A 16,379-nucleotide genomic window follows, 5' to 3' on the forward strand; every position below is an offset into this window, starting at 1 on the left:
CCGCAAGCGCCGCCAGCGGCGCCTGGGGAAGCTCACCCCGATCGAGTTTGAGACAATCAATCAGGCCGCACACGCGGCTTGAGCCTCTCCACCCCATGAGTCAACTGAAGTGGGGGCAGTCCCCACCGACCGATCGAGCTACTTCATGCCGCCTGACATGGGGTTATACGACTTTGCCGGGGCCCTGTCAACACGCCCCTAGTGAGAAAACCTCATTGCCGACCGACGGAACTTGACCGATAACCGGCTCTTCCCAATTCAGAGTGCGTTGATCCGGTCCCGAAGCTGGCCGGAGTGGATCAGTGACCGCAGGATGTAGTGGTCGAGGTTCCGGAAGCCGAGGGCGATGCCACGCAGGTGTTCGAGGCGCCCGTTGATCGCCTCGACGGGCCCGTTGGAGACACCGACGTCGAAGTAGGCGAGGATCTCGTGCCGCCGCTTCCAGAGACTGCGGCCGAGCTGCGCCAGCTCCTCGAGTCCCTTCGGGAGACCGGTTCGGATTCGTTTGAGGCACTTGAACATCGCCAACTTCCCCGATCGGCGATCCGGGTTCCCGTAGGCGTCGATCAGGTCCTGATAGCACCACGCGGTGACCTCCACGACGGCATGCGCGTCATGCGCTGCCAACGCCGTCTCGAGCTTGGCGGCTTGTTTGTCGGTGAGCAGCTCGCGGCGGGTGAGCACGATCCGACGGATTCCGAACAGCGGGTCGCCTGACCGGCCTCGATGCCCGCAGGTGTCCTGCTGGATCCGCTGGCGGCAGACGGTGAGCTTCTCCGCCGCGAGGTGCACCACGTGGAACGGGTCCATCACCGTGCGTGCCTGCGGCAACGCTTCGGTGGCCGCGGAATGGTAGCCGGCGAATCCGTCCATCGACACGACCTGCACCCGGCGGCGGAAGTTCGCATCCCTCTCCTCGAACCAGCTGGTCAGGGCGGCCGCCGAGCGGCCGGCAACCATGTCCAGTAGGCGGGCCGGACCGGTCCCGTCGACCACCGGGGTCAGGTCCACGATCACGGTCACGAAGTCCGGATCCCCTTGCCCGCGGCAGTGTTTCCACTTGTGTTCGTCCACCCCGAGGTAGCGGACACCGTCGAGGTGGCCGGGCCGGTCGAACACGATCGTGCGGGCCAGCGACACCGCCAACGCGTTGACGGTGTTCCAGCCCAACCCGAGAGCCCTCGCAACGGCCGATACGGACATCTTGTCGATCGCCAGCCGCTGCAGGATCCAGCGGGAACACCGGCGGGTCGTGGTGGCTTTCGGGGCGGCGACCCGGTCGAGGCGTTGCCGAAAGATCGTCACCTCACAGTCATCGTTGCTGCAGGTGAATCGGGGTAGGCGCACCCGTAGCCGGGTCGGGTGCCCGACGACCGGTAGATCCGTCAGGACCCGGTCGACGTGGTCCCGCAGCCGACCGTCCTGCCCACACGAAGGACAGGTCGGATCGTGCTCGACGGGCTGGCACTCGATGAGGGTGAGGTTCTCGGCGATCGCGGCACCGGTGATCGTGACCCCGAGCTCGACGGTTCGGCAGATGGTGTCGGCGACGAGGCCGGTAGTGTCGGTCATGAGTCCTGTGGTCGTCGGATGAGTGGCGTAGGAACCTTCATCCTCACACCGCAGGACTCATCTACATCTTGGGCCTCACCACGCGCACGGCGCCGACGTCATGCACTCTCGATCGCGAAGAGCCCGATAACCTTGAGATCGACGCCGGTATAGAATCACGTATGGGGATTTCAAAGATAGACATCGACGGATGGCTCCATTCCAATCCGGGCGAGAGTCCAACAGTGGTTGATCGGATATTGCCTAGTGGGGCTGAGTGTTACCTCAGAATATTCCCGCCAGCTGTAAAAATTGGATCTGATACTGAGATTCGGATCTCATGGTCAGAGATTTCTGAACACTACGGCACGGCGTATCACCCTGGGATGGAGTGGGGTTCGATAGCGAAAACGTGGGGGAGTGATTCCCCTGACGGATTTTGGGATGACGAGCCATTGACGGGGATGCTTGATCCAAGCTTTTCTTTAGCTATATCTGATTGCCTTGTGAACTTACCGAACGGTGGCAGTATCTTTCTATGTATGCAGTATCCGCAGGTGCTCGGTGGAGCTTCTGGTGTCCAGGCCGCGCCAACTGTCGCCAGGGGGGATTCTCGGTACGTTTTCTGTGAGATCCAGGCGGAATCGATGAATTCTGACTATCTATCGGCGCGGTTGGTCACGCCCTTCATTATTTGGCCCAAAAATCGAAGGTGGTGCGCAAGCCTCCATGAGGACCTGGCTACCGTCTATATCGGATGCGATTCCAATATAGCCGAGAAGATCGTTCAAGATCGTCGGCTCGAAGTGCTTCCGATTAGTCCCGACCAAGGAATTGCATGGGATTCGGACAGGGTTAACCCTTTGCCGGGTCCTCCGGAGCTATAGGACGAGCTAGGGTCGGAGTGGCGTCGCTCCACTCCGACCCTACGTGCTAGTTCGGCTTTCCCTTGCAGTCGATGTACCTGGGGGGTCCCTCGACCCTCATCCATCCACTGTTGCGCTTTCCGGGGCCTGGTTTGAGTTGAATCTGAATGTAACCCAAACCTCGGTATTCCCCTGGAATGCACATTGCAAGCGAAACGCCTGCTCCCCAGTTCTTACTTCTGACGTTCGTATACTTCTTCTCGGGGGCAATCTTGACAGCGACGCCTTCGCGGTAGAGTCCCCATCGCCCGCTAACCCATGCGGCCCTGTCTCCAGCGCACCTTACCCCCATTGCGACATTGATTGTTCCGGGGCGGTGTTCGGAATTATGCGGCTCTCCAGTTACGGTTTTGCAGGTGGTTCCGGGGGAAGAAGCGAAAGGCTGAGCGTCAGGTTCTTGAACGGATTCTGATTCATCGATTTCTGCAACATCAAGTTGCGGGAAATCTCCATTGCTGGGTTCCAGTTCCAGGTCGGATGCGATCTGGGGTTCGGGGTAGGCGGGCTCCCCCTCAAATATTATGCCTGGAAGGTCGAAGTTGAGCAGCTTCTCAGACTCGTAGACGAAGTCTCCGATCGTCTGGAGCATTCCGTACTGGAACTCCTGCACCCATCCTCCAGCGGCATCCTGAACTGCAACCCATGTCGGATATCCGTATTCGCTGGTTTCGAATCCGAGTCCGCCCCACTTGTTGAGGAGGTCTGGGGGAATATTCCAGGCACCGGTGATCTGTGTCCAGTAGACAGCGTCGCCGCCCTCGAATCGCGCGAAGTGCCCGATGTTGTCGGGTGTCACTTGCTCGTCTGTAAGGGGGTAGCCGGAGGGTCCGTCTTCGCGCCCACTTGCGGCCCATCGGTCACGGATGGGTGCGTAGAGGAGCCTCGCGCCGGTCGGGATGGACCAGGTGATGGTGCCGTTGCTGAAGTTGTTGTATCGGCCGTTGTTCTTGATGACGGGGGTTTCGTTTGAGTTGGGGTAGCCCAAGGGGCCGTTTTCGGCTCCGACGGTGTTCCACTTGTCGCGGATGGCGCCCCCGATGACACCTAGCAGTGGGGAGTGCAGCGGGTGCCAGTACATGGCTGCGCCTTGAAATTCTTGGCGGCTGCCGACATTGTCGAGGTTTCGGAACTCGTCGGTGGTCGGGTAGCCCATCCAGCCGGCTTCCCACCCGTGTTCGTTCCATTTGGTCATGTACAACGGCGTGACCGGATGTGCACCGGTTGCTGCGGACCAGTAGATCGATCCGTTCAGGAATTCGGACCGGTAGCCGGTTGCCCCGGGGTTCTGGTACTCGGGTGAGGTTGGGTAGCCGAGGAAGCTCGCGGGCCCGCCCATCGCGTTGTACTTGTCACGGATCGCACCACACACTGCGAACGGTGAGAGTCCGTAGAACTGGCAGTTGTCGGCGACGACCATGGCCATCCGCTCGGCGAGTTCGGCGTCGTCCTGGCTGACGCCCTCCGGCAGTGCCGTGCGTTGCATGCGCGACATGGCGCCGGCCGGGAGTTCGGGGAGTTGATCGGCGGGACGGTCAGTGCGTGTTGTTGGGCGCGGACCAGGGCCATGCCGGTCGGCGCCGTCTTGCCGGGCTCCCGTTCGGGCTTTTCGACTTTTTCCGCGGCCGAGGGCGGCGGGGTGACCGGTGTCGAGGCGATCGCAGCGGACTTGTCCGGCGCGGTCGAAGGTGCCGGGACCTGATCCACAGTGGTCGATGGCACCGTCGTGGTGGACGTGGCCGGTGCCTGCTCGGAGGTCGTCGCCGGGCTCGCGGTCGTCCGTGCCGCCGGCGCCGATACCTGCGGCGTCGTGGTGGTGGCCTGCGGGGTCGTCGACTCGACCGTGGTGTCGGCCGGCGAGGCCGGGGCCGGTGTGGTGGTCGTCGCCGACGTCGTGGACGTGGTGTCCGGCTCGGCGTAGGCGGTGGCCGCGGTGGTGGACACCAGTGATGCGGCGAGAGCAACTGTGGTCAGAATTCGTGCCGACCGGCTGGCGAGTCTCCCCTTACGCCAGCGGTGTTCATGATGCGAAATCATCTTCCCCGACTTTCTGTGTGGAACCTGAGAAGTGCTCGGAACCACCTGAACGTAGACCGACACAGGCGACGAAACGGAAGTAACGCGTATCTCCGGCGTGTCGCTTGTCGGAGACGAGGCATGGATCAGCATCTTCGTGTACTTGCCGTTCTCGCGAACCGCCCATCTGAAACTCCCACGAAAAGGTGCCGTGACCTGCCTCGATGTCACGTCCTGTGCGGCCGTCCGCTGTGATTGATGTGGGGCGTTTTCGCTGCTCGCCGGCGGGTAGTGCGCGACACCCGTGACCGGGCCCCGGACATGTCGGTCGATCTGGACTTCGAGGCGGCACGCGCGTTCCACCTCGAGTATCGACCTCCCGCATCGGTCGTCGACGGGGAGGTAGTTGTCGCCGGTCAATGACCGGTTCTGCGGGTGCGTGCTCGACGGATGGGTCGGTGGGACGGCGGTGTCGGACCGGTGCGGTACATGAAGTGCATGACGATGATGACGAGGTGGGCCGGTGCTGTGGTGGTGGGGGCTGCGGTGACCCTGGTTGCGGCCTGTGGGGGCGATGGTGGTGCGGAGACGTCGGCCGGCGGTACGACGACGGTCGAGCGCTCGGTGGCCAGTACCACGAGTCCGGCGTCGGCGTCGGCGCCGGTGACCACGACACCGACGGCGGCGGTGGGTGAGTGTCGGGAGTTCGTGCCGTTCTTTTCCGATGACCGGGGTGCGGCTGCTGGTCAGCGGGATGCGGTGCAGGCGGTGGCGCAGGCGGTGCCGTTGCCGGCGGGGGTGACGTTGGTGACGGGTCGGGTGAGTACGGACAGCGACGAGCCAGGGGGGTTTGCTGTGGCGATCGATCTGTGTGGCGGTGACATTGGTACGGCGGATCAGTTGCGGCCGTTGGCGACGGAGTTCGCGAGAGCGTACAAGGCGTCGGCTGTGGGGGATGCGATGTTCTCGCTCTATGTCGGGCATTACGCGTCGTATCCGGTGACGGGGAAGGCGGTGAGCACGGCGAAGCTGCGGGACGATGATTTCGCTCTGCACTTGTGGAACGGGAATCCGAGTGTGAAAGCGGAGCTTGCGACCTGGGAGGTCGTCGGCCGCTGACACGGCAAACGACAGACGGCCCCCTCTACCCGAATCGGGTGCAGGGGGCCGTTTCGGCTGGTCTCGCTCGTGCGTGCAGGAGGTCTATTCCGGGGGACGGCTGCTGTTGTAGGCCCCCTTGCATGCGGTGAGGAAGGTCAGCATTCCGGCGAGGGTGAGGGCGCCGGTGTTGGTGCCGAAGGGGATGCTGAGCAGTACCGCCAGGACGGCCACCGTGATGAGGGACGTGAGTGGGTGCGAGAACCAGCGGTAGCCGTTCGGCTGCCGGTGGTGGGAAGAGCGATTCGTGTCCAATGAGGGCTCCGTGATCGTGATGTCGGGTGGGTCTTAGGCGGCGGGCCGGCGGTCGGTGGTCAGGTATTCGATGAGGGCGTACTCGGGTGGCAGCTGGGACAGGTCGAGGTCTTCTTGCTGGAGGGCGGGAGTGACGACGTCTTTCCGGAATCGGTAGAGCCGGGTGCGCGCGGCGGACGCGGAGATCTCGAACTCGTCGGCGGCGTCGGCGATGGTGAAGCCCTTCGCGACGAGGTCCAGGATGGGGCGGACATTGGCCGGTGCGCGACCGATGAGGTCGAACGCGACGTGGTGGAGAAGTTCCTGGTCGGGGTCGAAGTGGTGGAGTCGGTCGAGTTCGTCTGTGATTTCGCTGCTCTCCTGAACCCGAGTGCGCTGCCGACGCCGGCGGTCGTCGACCCACTTCTTGATGACGGTGCCCTTGTTCCAGAGGCATCGGTTGATGAAGAAGGTGGTGAGCGCCGACTGCTCGCTGTCCCACTTCCCCTTGTCCACCACGTCGGCGAGAAACGGCTCGATGGCGGGGAGGATCATCTCCATCGCCAGGTCTTCCCGGTCCGGCGCGGACTTCTCGAGGTAGTCGAGGTCTTCCGGGGTGAGGGGCAGGGGCTGGTGGATGGGGCCTTGGGTGAGGATGCGCCCGTCGCGGAGGAACGCGAGCAAGACCGGAAACGCGACCCGCCACAGTTCCGCGACGAGTGCTGCGCCCGGCGGCGTGAGCGCACCGCTGGCGGTACGCAGCCCGGCCGTGCGGGTGCGCTCGAGTAGGTCGTCGATCCGATCTGTCTGCTCGCTGATCTGACCTGATGGCATTGATCCCTCCAAAGAACTTTCGGTGCTGACCCGGTACGGGTTGTAACGGCGAGGTAGTGCGAGCGCTCGATTTCCGTCACCAGAAGTGGTGCAGATCACATATTGGCGGGTTGAGCTTCGTAACTGGATGCGGCGGTTACCGGTGCGACCACCGGACCGTTCGTGAAAGTTCTGTGTCGGATACAGACGCGCAGAACCTGGTGGCTCGTCTGTCGCCTGCTGTCTGCCGGCGCCGTGGGTTTCATCGCTCCGTCAGCTCGGGGAAGGTGCGGGTGCTGCCGTTGTGGTTGCGGGTGACCATGCGGCAGAAGGGGTGCACCTACGCTTCCGGTGTGACAGTCGATGGTGATGAGCGGGTGTCCGATGCGGGTTTGCTGGTGCCGCCGGACCAGTTTCAGGGGTGGGTGGAAAACACGTACTTGATCCGGTCGTGTGGGCTGGTGCTGAATCGGACGGTCGATCCGAAGCCGGGGAGCCAGCTGGATCAGGCTGATGCGATCTACCACTGGGAGAAGATCTCGGTGTGGGCTCGCAACTATCTGCTCGCTGCGGCCGAGGCGCTGGGTTTGTGGGCGGATCTGGTGGCGCCGTACGACTCCGCTCCGGACGCGATCAACCAGGTGCGGATGCGTCCGTACCTGTTGCTTGCGAGGTCGGGCCTCGAGGCGGCGGCGCACACCATCTGGCTGCTCGATGTCCCGACCGGGAAGTTCACCGAGTGCGTTGAGCGTCATGTCCGGCTGATGCACCAGGACTTCACCCTGCACAAGAAGGCTCTCGACACGCGCGGGGTCGACTCCGCGCGGATCGAGGACCGGATCGCGATGCTGAAGGAACGCGCTGCCGGCCTGCCCTTTCCCGTCGCGCCGGCCACCAAGCCGCCGGGGTACGAGAAGCTGGTGCGCAACGCGGCCACGGTGACGGGCAAGGACGAGAACGAGTGGGCCTTTCTGTGGAACGCGGCCAGCGGAGCGGGGCACGGCCAGAACTGGTTCGGCATCGAGGGCTTCGATCTCCTGCCGATCTACGAGTACGAGCCGGGTCACTTCCGGACGACGTCGGTACCCGACCCGATCTACATCACCGACATGGTCGAGGCCGCGGCCCGTGCACTCCAGTGGGGCACATTGCGGTGGCTGATGTACGGCGGGCACGACCCGAACCTCTTGGCCGCTGCTGCTGCCGAGGTGCACGTCAAGATGCCGAAGAAGGACGCCAGCCCGACGCGGTGACCTGCGCGGGCACGTTGTCCCCCAACCGATTTCAAGCCGAAGAGGTAGACGTTGACTTTGACCCTTGCCGCCGCGGCAGAAAGTGATCTGCCGACTATCCGGGAGTTGGCCCGCGAGCTGCTGCCGGATCTGACCGAACTGCACGTCCCCGACTGGAGCCACCGACTCGGCTCGGGCCGGATCTGGGTCGAATCCTTGTTGCTGGTTGCGAGGCATTCCAGTGTCCCGGGGAACGAGCCGGTCGGGTTCGCGTGGGTGGATGCCGCAATGCTCCACGACGAGGGGGTGTTCGAGCCGTGGTGGTGTCTGAACGCGGTCGCGGTGGGGAGTGAGTATCAGGGCAGGGGAGTCGGTAGAGCGCTCGTCGACACTGTCCGCAAGATCGCCAGTGCGGCGGGTGTCGTCTCCCTTTATGGCATCTGCGACCAGACGTTGGCTGATTGGTACACGGACCGCGGTTTCACGGTCCTCGCTCCGGGAGAAAAGGTCGTCAGTGATGGGCTCGTCCGACGCTCTCCGTCTGACGGGACGATGGTCAGCTTGGATGCAGAAGGCGAGTGCATGTTCTTCACCGACATTGAGCCCGTGGCGTCTCGACGACTGATCAGAGAGTGACGTCAGCCCGACCCCGTCGGGGGCGGCGACGGTGCAGCTGTCGACTGGCGACCCCGCGCTGTCGTCAGTGTCTCCGGGCCTGCCCGGACCGGTGTGGCCTACACGCTGTTGTGTGACGAGCTGGCGGTCGTCGATGTCGGTGGGGCCATGACATACTGAGAGGGCAGGAGCGACACGGTGGTAGGGCCGCGGTGTTACCGGCATCCCGATACTGATGTCGTCCGTGGCTTGCGCATGCGCGTTTGAGCCCGGCGGCTTGACCTGAATGGATAGCCACTTGACTGCCTACAGCGTGATGAAAGTCGGATCCCGGTACAGTGTTCTCGCTACCTGGCCGGGAGCTTTCTACGAACACACCACCAAGGTCACCACTTTGGACAGCGTGGACTCGGCCAACGAGCTGGCCGTGGCGCTGACCAGCCTTTCCGAGGCTGCGTGGGACGCCACCGTGTGGACCGATGCTCAACCGACGATTCCGCAGGCGATCGCGACCCTCGTCGACTTTTTGCGTCAAGGAGACGGCGCTGACGGTGTCCCGGCGATCGCGCTTTCGGGTGTCGGGTACCGGCATGCGGATACGTGGAGCTTCAACCAGCTTCGGGACCAGCTTGCCGGTGAGTTCGACGCGTTTCCCCCGCTCACACGGACTCAGCGCCTTACCGTCGCCGACGAAATTGCGACTGATGCTGCGGCGCGAGAAGTGCTCATGGCATCACCGGGCAGCGTGTTCGCCACCGATAGCCGAGTTCATCAGGCGTGCCTGGTGACGAGGGTCGAAGAGAACGGATCAAGGGGCCCGCTTCCGGAAGGTGCAGCAGGTTGGATGCGACGCTTCTACCCGGAGAACATGCCGCTGAATGAACGCTGGAGTGCTCGGGGGCAATTGCTCCGGATGGAGCAGCTCGCCGCGGCGTGCAATACCCGCGGCGGTCGTGCACGAGCCTCGACCGATCCCCTGTCCGTGCAGTGCGTGGTTGCGGTCGAGCCGGGTCGGATCAGTGCCGGCGACATCCCCTACACCGTCACTCCGCTGCACCCCGATGAGGGCTGGTCCAGTGTGCCGAATCCTCTTGGGCCGCTTCATATTCGACGACAGGGGGAATGGGTCGGCGAACTGCATCCTGCTGACAACGAGGGTTTTGCTGCCGTGATGGGTGAATGGACTCGCACGGTTCCCTATCTGGGGTGACCTCGTCCGGAGATGTCGAGTGTCGAGGTTCCCGGCGTGGAACCGCGATAGCGGACACTGTGTGGGACCGGCCCGTCGTGATCGGGCCGGCCCCACCGTCGGTCAGGAATACCCGACCTCGGCGATCAAGCAGGACAAGGACTTCACGCAATACTTCGCCGAGGTCGCGGAGAAGGGTGCCGAGGCGGATCGGCCTGCACCAGCGACCACTCGCGCGCGGCGACCGGTAGCTCGAACTGAACGGCCGCCAGCTTCTCCAGTGGCCGGCCGGCCAACGCGATCCGTGCACCGGCCGGGGCTGCGGCCGCCAGTTGGTGAGCGGTCAGGCCACCGGCGAATCCCGTCGCGCCGAACAGGACCAGGTCGAACTCGCGATCAGTTATCGACACCCCCTGACGGCGCCGCATGATCGTCGCGCCTGGTACACAACGCGGAACGGGGTTCGCTACAGGACCGTGCCGCGCAGGACATGTCGGAGGGGTAGGTCAGGATCAGGGCCCGAACTGCACTCGACGAAGGGTGATCAGCGTGCACGATCCGGAGAAGAGCGATGCCGCGCAGTCGCAGTACGCGATGACGAAAGAAATCTGGGGAGTCGCGTTCGGCGACATCACGGTCAGCGAGGAGCCGTTACGGCGCGGCGGTGACCGCGGACAGATCTACGTCGTCGAGTTCGATTCGGGGTGGATCAAGGTCGGGTACTCGACGGTCTGGCCGGACCGCCGCAGCAAGCTCGACTCCGAGTTCGGGAGCCGTTACGGCTGGACTGTCGAGCGGGACTGGCAGTCCGGCTCGTTCTCCGCGCTCCCAGGCGATGGTGGGGCTCGGCCGGCACTGAAGGAGTTGGAGATCCAGGTCCTCGACTTCATCCGGCGTATCCCGGGCGTGCAGGTGTTCAGCGACGGGCTGCCGGGCCGTGGCCGCGGCGTGTGCGGGATCGGAGAGACCGAGACCTTCCGCGGTCGTTCGTTCGGTGATCTGGTCGCGTGTGCGGATGTCCTTGCTCGGTGCAGTCCGAAGGAGTGACCCAATCTCGTTCGGGTACGTGTCATCACCGCACGTCAGAACAGGGTTTCGGTCTGGGACGCGCGGTCGCCAGCCCGACGAGTTCGGACGCGGCGAGCGCCAGTTGCGACGATGATGGGAGTGGGTTCGACGGCGAGGGAGCGGTCAGTGTGTGGTCGATACGCGTCAACCGGCAGCCGACGGGACCTGGTCGCGGCGTTCGATGTGACCGAGACCGTCGGTGAGGAGCTGTCGCCGTCGTACAACGTCGCGCCGACCCAGACGGTGAACGTCGTCCTCGACAGCGCACCCCGTGACGATCCGGATTCAGACCCGGTCAAGGTACTGAACTCCCAGGTCAAGTGGGGCTTGGTGCCCTCGTGGGCCCGCGATCCGAAGATCGGATCGCGGATGATCAACGCCCGCTCCGGGACGATCACCCAGAAGCCGGCGTTCAAGGCCGCCGCCTCGCGGCGGCGCTGCATCATCCCAGCGGACGGCTACTACGAGTGGATGAAGACCGACGAGGCCGCGAAGACGCCGTTCTTCCTGCACGGCAACGACGACGGCCCGTTGGCGATAGCTGGCTTGTATGAGCTGTGGCCGAATCCCGAACTACCAGAGGACGACCCGACCCGTTGGCTGTGGTCGTGCACCGTGCTTACTCGGCCGGCGACTGACGCTGCCGGTGAGATCCACGACCGGGCGCCAGTGATCCTGCCGGAGGCGTTCATCGGGCCGTGGCCCGACACTGCCCTGACCGACCGCGACGACGTCGACGCCCTGCTCAACTCGATCCCCGAGCCGCACCTGGTGCCGTACGAGGTCTCGACCGCGGTGAACTCGCCACGCAACAACCGACCCGACCTGCTGACACCCGTGCACGATGACCTGGCAGGGCCAACTGGTCACCACCCCGATCGGGGTGGCCCTGGTTGCCGCTCTGTGGTTCGTGCTCGGCCTTCCGGGTGTGTTCTTGTGGGCGCTGCCGATCGCTGCTGTGGCCGGGCTGCTGTTCTGGGTGTGCGCGCTCGCCGGCGCCCGGGTCGCTGTCGGGCTCGCGCGGGCGACTGCGCCGCGTCCGTGGCAGTGGCGGCAGATGTTCGCACTCTGCGTCGGGTTCTCCACGCTGCTGCTCAGCGTCCCGGTCTCGGTGTGGATCGGTCTCGCGACGGTGCTTGCGCCCTGCCTGATCGCCGCTGGCGGGTACCTGTGCGCAATGCTGATCTGCTCGCCGCTCGAGCAGGCGATCGCCGACGTCGCCCGACCCGAAGCCCACGGGAACTGAAGGCGGAACAGCGATGTCGCGGTTCCGTTCCGCCCCCCTGGGCGGCTGATACCCCGCTCCACTGGGTGACGTGCGCGGATCAGGCGCTGGTGTTGTACGCGGCGCGTGCGGCGGTGATGACGTCGAGGGCGGGACCACCGATGGCGTGACTGACGTTCAGCGGCGGCGCCCATCGACCGATCACTGCGGCCTCGACATCGGCCGGGGATGGGTGCAGGCACCACGTCAGCCGCAGGTGGGTGTGCATCCACGTGGTCAGGCGGATCTCGTCGTCGTCGACGATGACGACGCGGTCGGTGCGGCGGGTCTCGTAGCGCTCGGTGTCGAGGAGGAGCCCGGCGAGGGTGCGGCGCAGGGTGGATGATCCGCTGCGGCGCAGGTGATTGCTGGTGATCCGGCGGCGCAGGTTCTTCGCGAGGCCGACGTAGAGCAGCCGCAGTTCGGGCTCGGTGGGATGCGCGGGGCCGGGGAGCTGCGGGAACACCTCGGGAGCAGCCCACCACGCGTACAGGCCGGACGCCGCGGGGAGCGTGCCCAGGTCGGCGAGGGCGTGAGTGGTGGTGCTGAGCGCGGCGATGGCGTCGGCCGCGTCGAGCGCGGGGTCGGGGGTCTGCATGGCCGTCAGTGTGCCGCGCGCGGGCGACAATTCACGTCGGTCGTGTCCTGTTCTGCCAGGATCGAGTAGATGAGCACTGACGGGTTGCCGGATGACTATCGACCGCAGCCGGGCAAGGGACCGCTCACGCTTCTGGTTGACGGCGAGGCCTTCACCCTGTGAATGCGTCCGGCCGGTGGCGTGGACTACGACTGGGAATCAGGGCCGAACGACGGCTACGGCTTCGGCGGCGGACCGGCGCGAACGGTCGGCGACCCGACGGCGCGGTACTTGCTGACCATCGCCCAGCACCGGGAGTCGATCAGCGACTTCCTCGGCAACATCAATCCCGAGACCGGATACCTCGACTGAGCCTCAGATGTGCACGACGAAAGGTGATTCTCGGGCAGCTCAGTGCAGGCCCGGCATGTCGACCTCGTCGGATGTCTTGTCGTCGCGCAGGCCCTTCCAGCTCGGGTGACGCAGGCCGCCGCCGGTGTACTCGCGGTACTCGACATCCCCGACGAGCCGTGGCTCGACCCAGTGCGCGCCGCGGGCTTCCTGCGCGGGCGCGGCGGCCGCGAGCGGGCTGGTGGTTCGCTCGATCGAGGCGAGCTGCTGCCGCAGCGCACGCCGGTCGGCGGTGGTGAATCCGGTTCCGACGGGGCCGATGTAGACCAGGCGGCGATCGTCGTAGGTGCCGAGGAGCAGTGACCCGACCCCGTTCCGGGCGGTGCCGGTGCCGTCGACCCAGCCGATGACGATGGCTTCGGTGTTGTTTCGGATCGGGGTCTTGATCCAGGAGGGGGAGCGGCGGCCGGGCCGGTAGGTTGAGTCGGCGCGTTTGGCCACCACACCTTCGAGTCCGTGTTCGCGCGCGAGGTCGAGCATCATCTCGCCGTCGATATCGGCTTGGTGCGGCGGAACCTGCACCCGGGGCCCGGCGTCACGAGATTGGTGGGCATCGGCCGGCGCTCGAGGTAGGGCAGGGAGGTCGTCGACTGGCCGTCGACCTCGAGGACGTCGAACACGAAGTACGACACCGGCGTCGCGGCGCGGAGCTGCGCGGTGGGCCGCTGTACGTGTATGCGGCGTTGCAGCCGGCTGAATGACGGCCGGCCCTTTTCGTCGAGGGCGACGACCTCACCATCGACGATGCCGTCCCGGCCGCTGAGCGTGGCGGAGAGCGCTTCAACCAGTTAAGGGAAGGTTGTTTTGGCCTCGTTGCCGTTGCGGCTGAACAGTCGGCACTCACGGCCTCGGACGACGGCAATCGCGCGCTGCCCGTCCCACTTCCACTTGAATGCCCAACCGTGCCCTGACGGCACCTCGCCGAGCGTGGCCAGCATCGGTGAGGCCGCCTTCTGCGGGGGGCATGTAGCGAGTGTGCGCCAGACCGGGCCTCGCTGCGATCTCAGAAGAGGGCCTGGTTGGTCAGCGTGTACCAGGCCGTTTCCGCTAGAAACTCTGCATGACACTTGACCCGTTTGCAGATTTGCCCGAACTGCCGGCAGATCCTCGAGACCTCCAATGGCAGCTCTTGGTCATCACACAGGCGAACGTGTTCTTCTCAGTGCAGTACAACGCCGCGATGCGCAAGACTCTCGGATTGCCGGTGGAGGAGCAGAAGGCGGTGCCGTTGACACTCCGCGACTTCATGGACTACCTCGGCCGTCACGGGACCAGCCCGTGGACGTTGTTTCCGAAGGTCAAGCGAGTGATTGAGCGGATGACCCATGCGGGACACCTTGACCATCTGACGAACGCGACGGGCACCCCAGCGCTCGGGAACGCGTATTGGACGATGGGCGAGGGCGCAACGCAAGCCCAGCGTGCCGGATTCCTGCACTTCTCGGAACTTGTTGGACCTGATCTGATCATCAGGGAATTCGGTGCGGCCACGATCCCAATCACGGGAACGAGCGAGGACGGTGATGTGGTTGTGGGAACAGGGCTCGCTCTCGACGAACGGCATCTGCTCACAAACGCGCATGTCGTCAAGGACATGGTGCTCGACAACGAGTTCGAGACTTCAGTTGTCGGACCGCCGGGAATGGTAGGTACACCGGCGTCTGTGGACTCGTGGCATGTTCGGCTGGTGAAGGCGCATGTGCTGGAGGACGATGACGCCACAGACATCGCCGTGGTGGAGGTTGAGCCGGGGCCTGAAGGCCGGGGGCTCTTTGCCGCGCGTGGGGTTGCGTTTCGGGATCCGGAGTGGGCAGATCAGGTTCTGAACTTCGGATACCCACCGGTCCCGATGTCGACGGCGCCGTCGTTGGTCGTTCATCACGGGGAAGTCGTGAATCCATTGATTCAGTCTTTCCACGGCAGCCCAGCGTTTCTGTATTCGGCGGTGACTCGTCCAGGAAACAGTGGCGGTCCAATCGTGGCGCGGGACGGGCGCGTCGTGGGTTTGGTTGCGCATGATGTCTATGACCGGGCTCGCCCAGACGTCGCTCCCTACTATCGGGCAATTCCGGGAAGCGTCATTCGCGATGCTCTGCAACAGTTGGGTTTTGGGGATTCTATTACCTGGGAGGACTGGAGCTGAGCCGTCTGCGTTGGCCCCTGCGGTGACGGTACGTCCTCGCTTCGAGGTCCGCCGAACGGCAGGACGTCGATCTGGTGACGGTTCGGCCCCCGGCACCGTGGTGGTGTCGGGGCCGCACTGCTTGTGTGCTGGCGGGTAGTTCGGTCGGTCAGCTTTCGAAGAGCGCGTCGAGGCCGGGGATGAGGCTGGTGGGTGGGGTGTCGACGTGCGGGATGGTGACGACGGTCGATGCCTGTCCGACGGTGAATGCTGTGGCGTTGGGCAGGCCCGTGAGGTAGTCGGCGATGCCGGGGTAGTCGGAGACCCACATGGGACTGCCCCCACTTCAGTTGACTCGTGGGCTTCGCGCATCCCGGCCCGCCGAATCCGTCGCCGGTGTAGCTCTGCTCGATGGGGAAGTAGCCGCCGGTGGCTGCGAACAGGGTGTTCCATTCGGCGGGTGTCAGTCGTTGGTACAGCTCGGCAGCGAGCGGGGGGGATTCCCGGAAGGTCAAGGAGTCCCGCGCCCGCATGGTGGACCCAGATGCAGTGGATGGCGTGCTGAAGTGTCTCGGAATTCACCAGCTGGTCTCGGAGGTTCCAGAGGAACACTCGCGGCACCTCGGCGGGTTCGCAGTCGGCGAGGTGGTCGCAGAGCAATCCTTCCCATGTGTCGTAGTCGAGTTCTGCCGCTGGCGAAGTCTGCATCGAGCGATCGTATTCCGTCGATCCGTGTTCGTCACCGGTCTGCGGTCTTTGCACCGTCGGCGGGGTGCTGCGGAGCCTTGATCGGCGCCTGCGCCTCGGAACAAGACCCTGAACTGCGGAAACGCTCTTGTATGTGACGGATGAGTCGATGATGTCGAGCAGGTGCTTGGCGACGGTGAGCGCATCGGCGACGTCGGACCGTCCGAGCGCGTCGGCGACGTGGGAGAAGAAGTCGGCGGTCGTCGCGGCCGCGGTGATGATGAAACGGGTCGTGCTGAGCATGGGCGCCCCTGGGATAGGGCCCGGGTTCTTTTCCGGACTTATCCGTTGGCGCGAGATGGCCAGGAACTAGGAGTACGGCGGCAGGCGACCACCTTCGTGTGCTCGTGTGGGGCTGTGTTCATTGCTCGCCGGCGGGTGGTGGGTGATGTCCGGAATCGGGCTCTGAACACGTCGGTGGATCTGGATTTCGGGGCGGCGCGTGCGTTCCGTCTGGAG

The 16,379-nt window shown here is 64.7% G+C and carries 18 protein-coding genes and 1 pseudogene; 10 read left to right on the forward strand and 9 right to left on the reverse strand.

Annotated elements, in window-relative coordinates:
• Window positions 1-258 precede the first annotated feature (258 nt).
• Window positions 259-1,572 (reverse strand): ISL3 family transposase, encoded by a 1,314-nt coding sequence (locus E0497_RS19735; protein ID WP_137726506.1) that lies wholly within the window; start codon window positions 1,570-1,572, stop codon window positions 259-261.
• Window positions 1,573-2,484: 912 nt separating this feature from the next.
• Entirely contained in the window at window positions 2,485-3,960 is a 1,476-nt protein-coding gene (locus tag E0497_RS19740) for an LGFP repeat-containing protein (RefSeq protein ID WP_161987462.1), read from the reverse strand.
• 222 nt (window positions 3,961-4,182) lie between these two features.
• Here E0497_RS19740 and E0497_RS19745 point away from each other — a divergent pair, with 222 nt between their 5' ends.
• Window positions 4,183-4,395 (forward strand): hypothetical protein, encoded by a 213-nt coding sequence (locus E0497_RS19745; RefSeq protein WP_137726508.1) that lies wholly within the window; start codon window positions 4,183-4,185, stop codon window positions 4,393-4,395.
• Window positions 4,396-4,988: 593 nt separating this feature from the next.
• Complete coding sequence (locus tag E0497_RS19750; protein ID WP_137726509.1) at window positions 4,989-5,609, forward strand: hypothetical protein; 621 nt, start codon at window positions 4,989-4,991, stop codon at window positions 5,607-5,609.
• A gap of 84 nt (window positions 5,610-5,693) precedes the next feature.
• Here the strand turns inward: E0497_RS19750 and E0497_RS19755 are convergent, their stop codons facing one another.
• On the reverse strand, window positions 5,694-5,903 hold the full coding sequence (locus E0497_RS19755; RefSeq protein WP_137726510.1) for a hypothetical protein: 210 nt from the start codon (window positions 5,901-5,903) through the stop codon (window positions 5,694-5,696).
• 33 nt (window positions 5,904-5,936) lie between these two features.
• Window positions 5,937-6,716, reverse strand: coding sequence for a hypothetical protein (locus tag E0497_RS19760; RefSeq protein ID WP_137726511.1), 780 nt, complete (start codon window positions 6,714-6,716; stop codon window positions 5,937-5,939).
• A 272-nt stretch (window positions 6,717-6,988) separates the two neighbouring features.
• Between E0497_RS19760 and E0497_RS19765 the strand changes: the two genes are divergently transcribed.
• The 3 genes from E0497_RS19765 to E0497_RS19775 all read left to right on the forward strand — a co-directional run bounded on the left by E0497_RS19765 (window position 6,989) and on the right by E0497_RS19775 (window position 9,752).
• Window positions 6,989-7,948, forward strand: coding sequence for a hypothetical protein (locus E0497_RS19765; RefSeq protein WP_137726512.1), 960 nt, complete (start codon window positions 6,989-6,991; stop codon window positions 7,946-7,948).
• A 57-nt stretch (window positions 7,949-8,005) separates the two neighbouring features.
• Window positions 8,006-8,563: a GNAT family N-acetyltransferase gene (locus E0497_RS19770; RefSeq protein WP_161987463.1), complete on the forward strand. Its 558-nt coding sequence runs from the start codon at window positions 8,006-8,008 to the stop codon at window positions 8,561-8,563.
• 277 nt (window positions 8,564-8,840) lie between these two features.
• Window positions 8,841-9,752: a hypothetical protein gene (locus E0497_RS19775; RefSeq protein ID WP_137726514.1), complete on the forward strand. Its 912-nt coding sequence runs from the start codon at window positions 8,841-8,843 to the stop codon at window positions 9,750-9,752.
• 143 nt (window positions 9,753-9,895) lie between these two features.
• Here E0497_RS19775 and E0497_RS19780 read toward each other — a convergent pair whose 3' ends face one another.
• The gene (locus tag E0497_RS19780; RefSeq protein ID WP_194150336.1) at window positions 9,896-10,159 is read right to left on the reverse strand and encodes a hypothetical protein; all 264 of its coding nucleotides are present in this window, start codon (window positions 10,157-10,159) and stop codon (window positions 9,896-9,898) included.
• A 121-nt stretch (window positions 10,160-10,280) separates the two neighbouring features.
• Between E0497_RS19780 and E0497_RS19785 the strand changes: the two genes are divergently transcribed.
• The 3 genes and pseudogenes from E0497_RS19785 to E0497_RS20560 all read left to right on the forward strand — a co-directional run bounded on the left by E0497_RS19785 (window position 10,281) and on the right by E0497_RS20560 (window position 12,045).
• Window positions 10,281-10,778: a hypothetical protein gene (locus E0497_RS19785; RefSeq protein ID WP_137726515.1), complete on the forward strand. Its 498-nt coding sequence runs from the start codon at window positions 10,281-10,283 to the stop codon at window positions 10,776-10,778.
• A gap of 147 nt (window positions 10,779-10,925) precedes the next feature.
• Window positions 10,926-11,639 (forward strand): annotated as a pseudogene (locus tag E0497_RS19790) (SOS response-associated peptidase); the annotation flags it as partial.
• A gap of 4 nt (window positions 11,640-11,643) precedes the next feature.
• Window positions 11,644-12,045, forward strand: a complete 402-nt coding sequence (locus E0497_RS20560) for a hypothetical protein (protein ID WP_162556335.1) — start codon at window positions 11,644-11,646, stop codon at window positions 12,043-12,045.
• 79 nt (window positions 12,046-12,124) lie between these two features.
• Here E0497_RS20560 and E0497_RS19795 read toward each other — a convergent pair whose 3' ends face one another.
• Window positions 12,125-12,661, reverse strand: a complete 537-nt coding sequence (locus tag E0497_RS19795; RefSeq protein WP_137726516.1) for a GIY-YIG nuclease family protein — start codon at window positions 12,659-12,661, stop codon at window positions 12,125-12,127.
• A gap of 180 nt (window positions 12,662-12,841) precedes the next feature.
• Between E0497_RS19795 and E0497_RS20920 the strand changes: the two genes are divergently transcribed.
• The gene (locus tag E0497_RS20920; RefSeq protein ID WP_241665989.1) at window positions 12,842-13,012 is read left to right on the forward strand and encodes a hypothetical protein; all 171 of its coding nucleotides are present in this window, start codon (window positions 12,842-12,844) and stop codon (window positions 13,010-13,012) included.
• Between the two features lie 39 nt (window positions 13,013-13,051).
• On the opposite strand, the gene E0497_RS21150 is transcribed toward E0497_RS20920, so the two are convergent.
• Entirely contained in the window at window positions 13,052-13,534 is a 483-nt protein-coding gene (locus E0497_RS21150) for an ATP dependent DNA ligase (RefSeq protein WP_479681070.1), read from the reverse strand.
• Window positions 13,531-13,839 carry an ATP-dependent DNA ligase gene (locus E0497_RS21155; RefSeq protein WP_479681071.1) on the reverse strand — a complete coding sequence of 103 codons (309 nt, stop codon included), beginning with the start codon at window positions 13,837-13,839 and terminating at the stop codon, window positions 13,531-13,533. The genes E0497_RS21150 and E0497_RS21155 overlap by 4 nt, the downstream gene beginning before the upstream one ends.
• Window positions 13,840-14,111: 272 nt before the next feature.
• Here E0497_RS21155 and E0497_RS19810 point away from each other — a divergent pair, with 272 nt between their 5' ends.
• Window positions 14,112-15,194, forward strand: coding sequence for a S1 family peptidase (locus E0497_RS19810; protein ID WP_137726517.1), 1,083 nt, complete (start codon window positions 14,112-14,114; stop codon window positions 15,192-15,194).
• Window positions 15,195-15,342: 148 nt separating this feature from the next.
• Here E0497_RS19810 and E0497_RS20650 read toward each other — a convergent pair whose 3' ends face one another.
• Entirely contained in the window at window positions 15,343-15,504 is a 162-nt protein-coding gene (locus E0497_RS20650; protein WP_194150337.1) for a hypothetical protein, read from the reverse strand.
• Window positions 15,505-16,379: the final 875 nt, after the last annotated feature.

The organism is Prescottella subtropica, from assembly GCF_005434945.1.
In the GTDB taxonomy this organism is placed as follows: domain Bacteria; phylum Actinomycetota; class Actinomycetes; order Mycobacteriales; family Mycobacteriaceae; genus Prescottella; species Prescottella subtropica.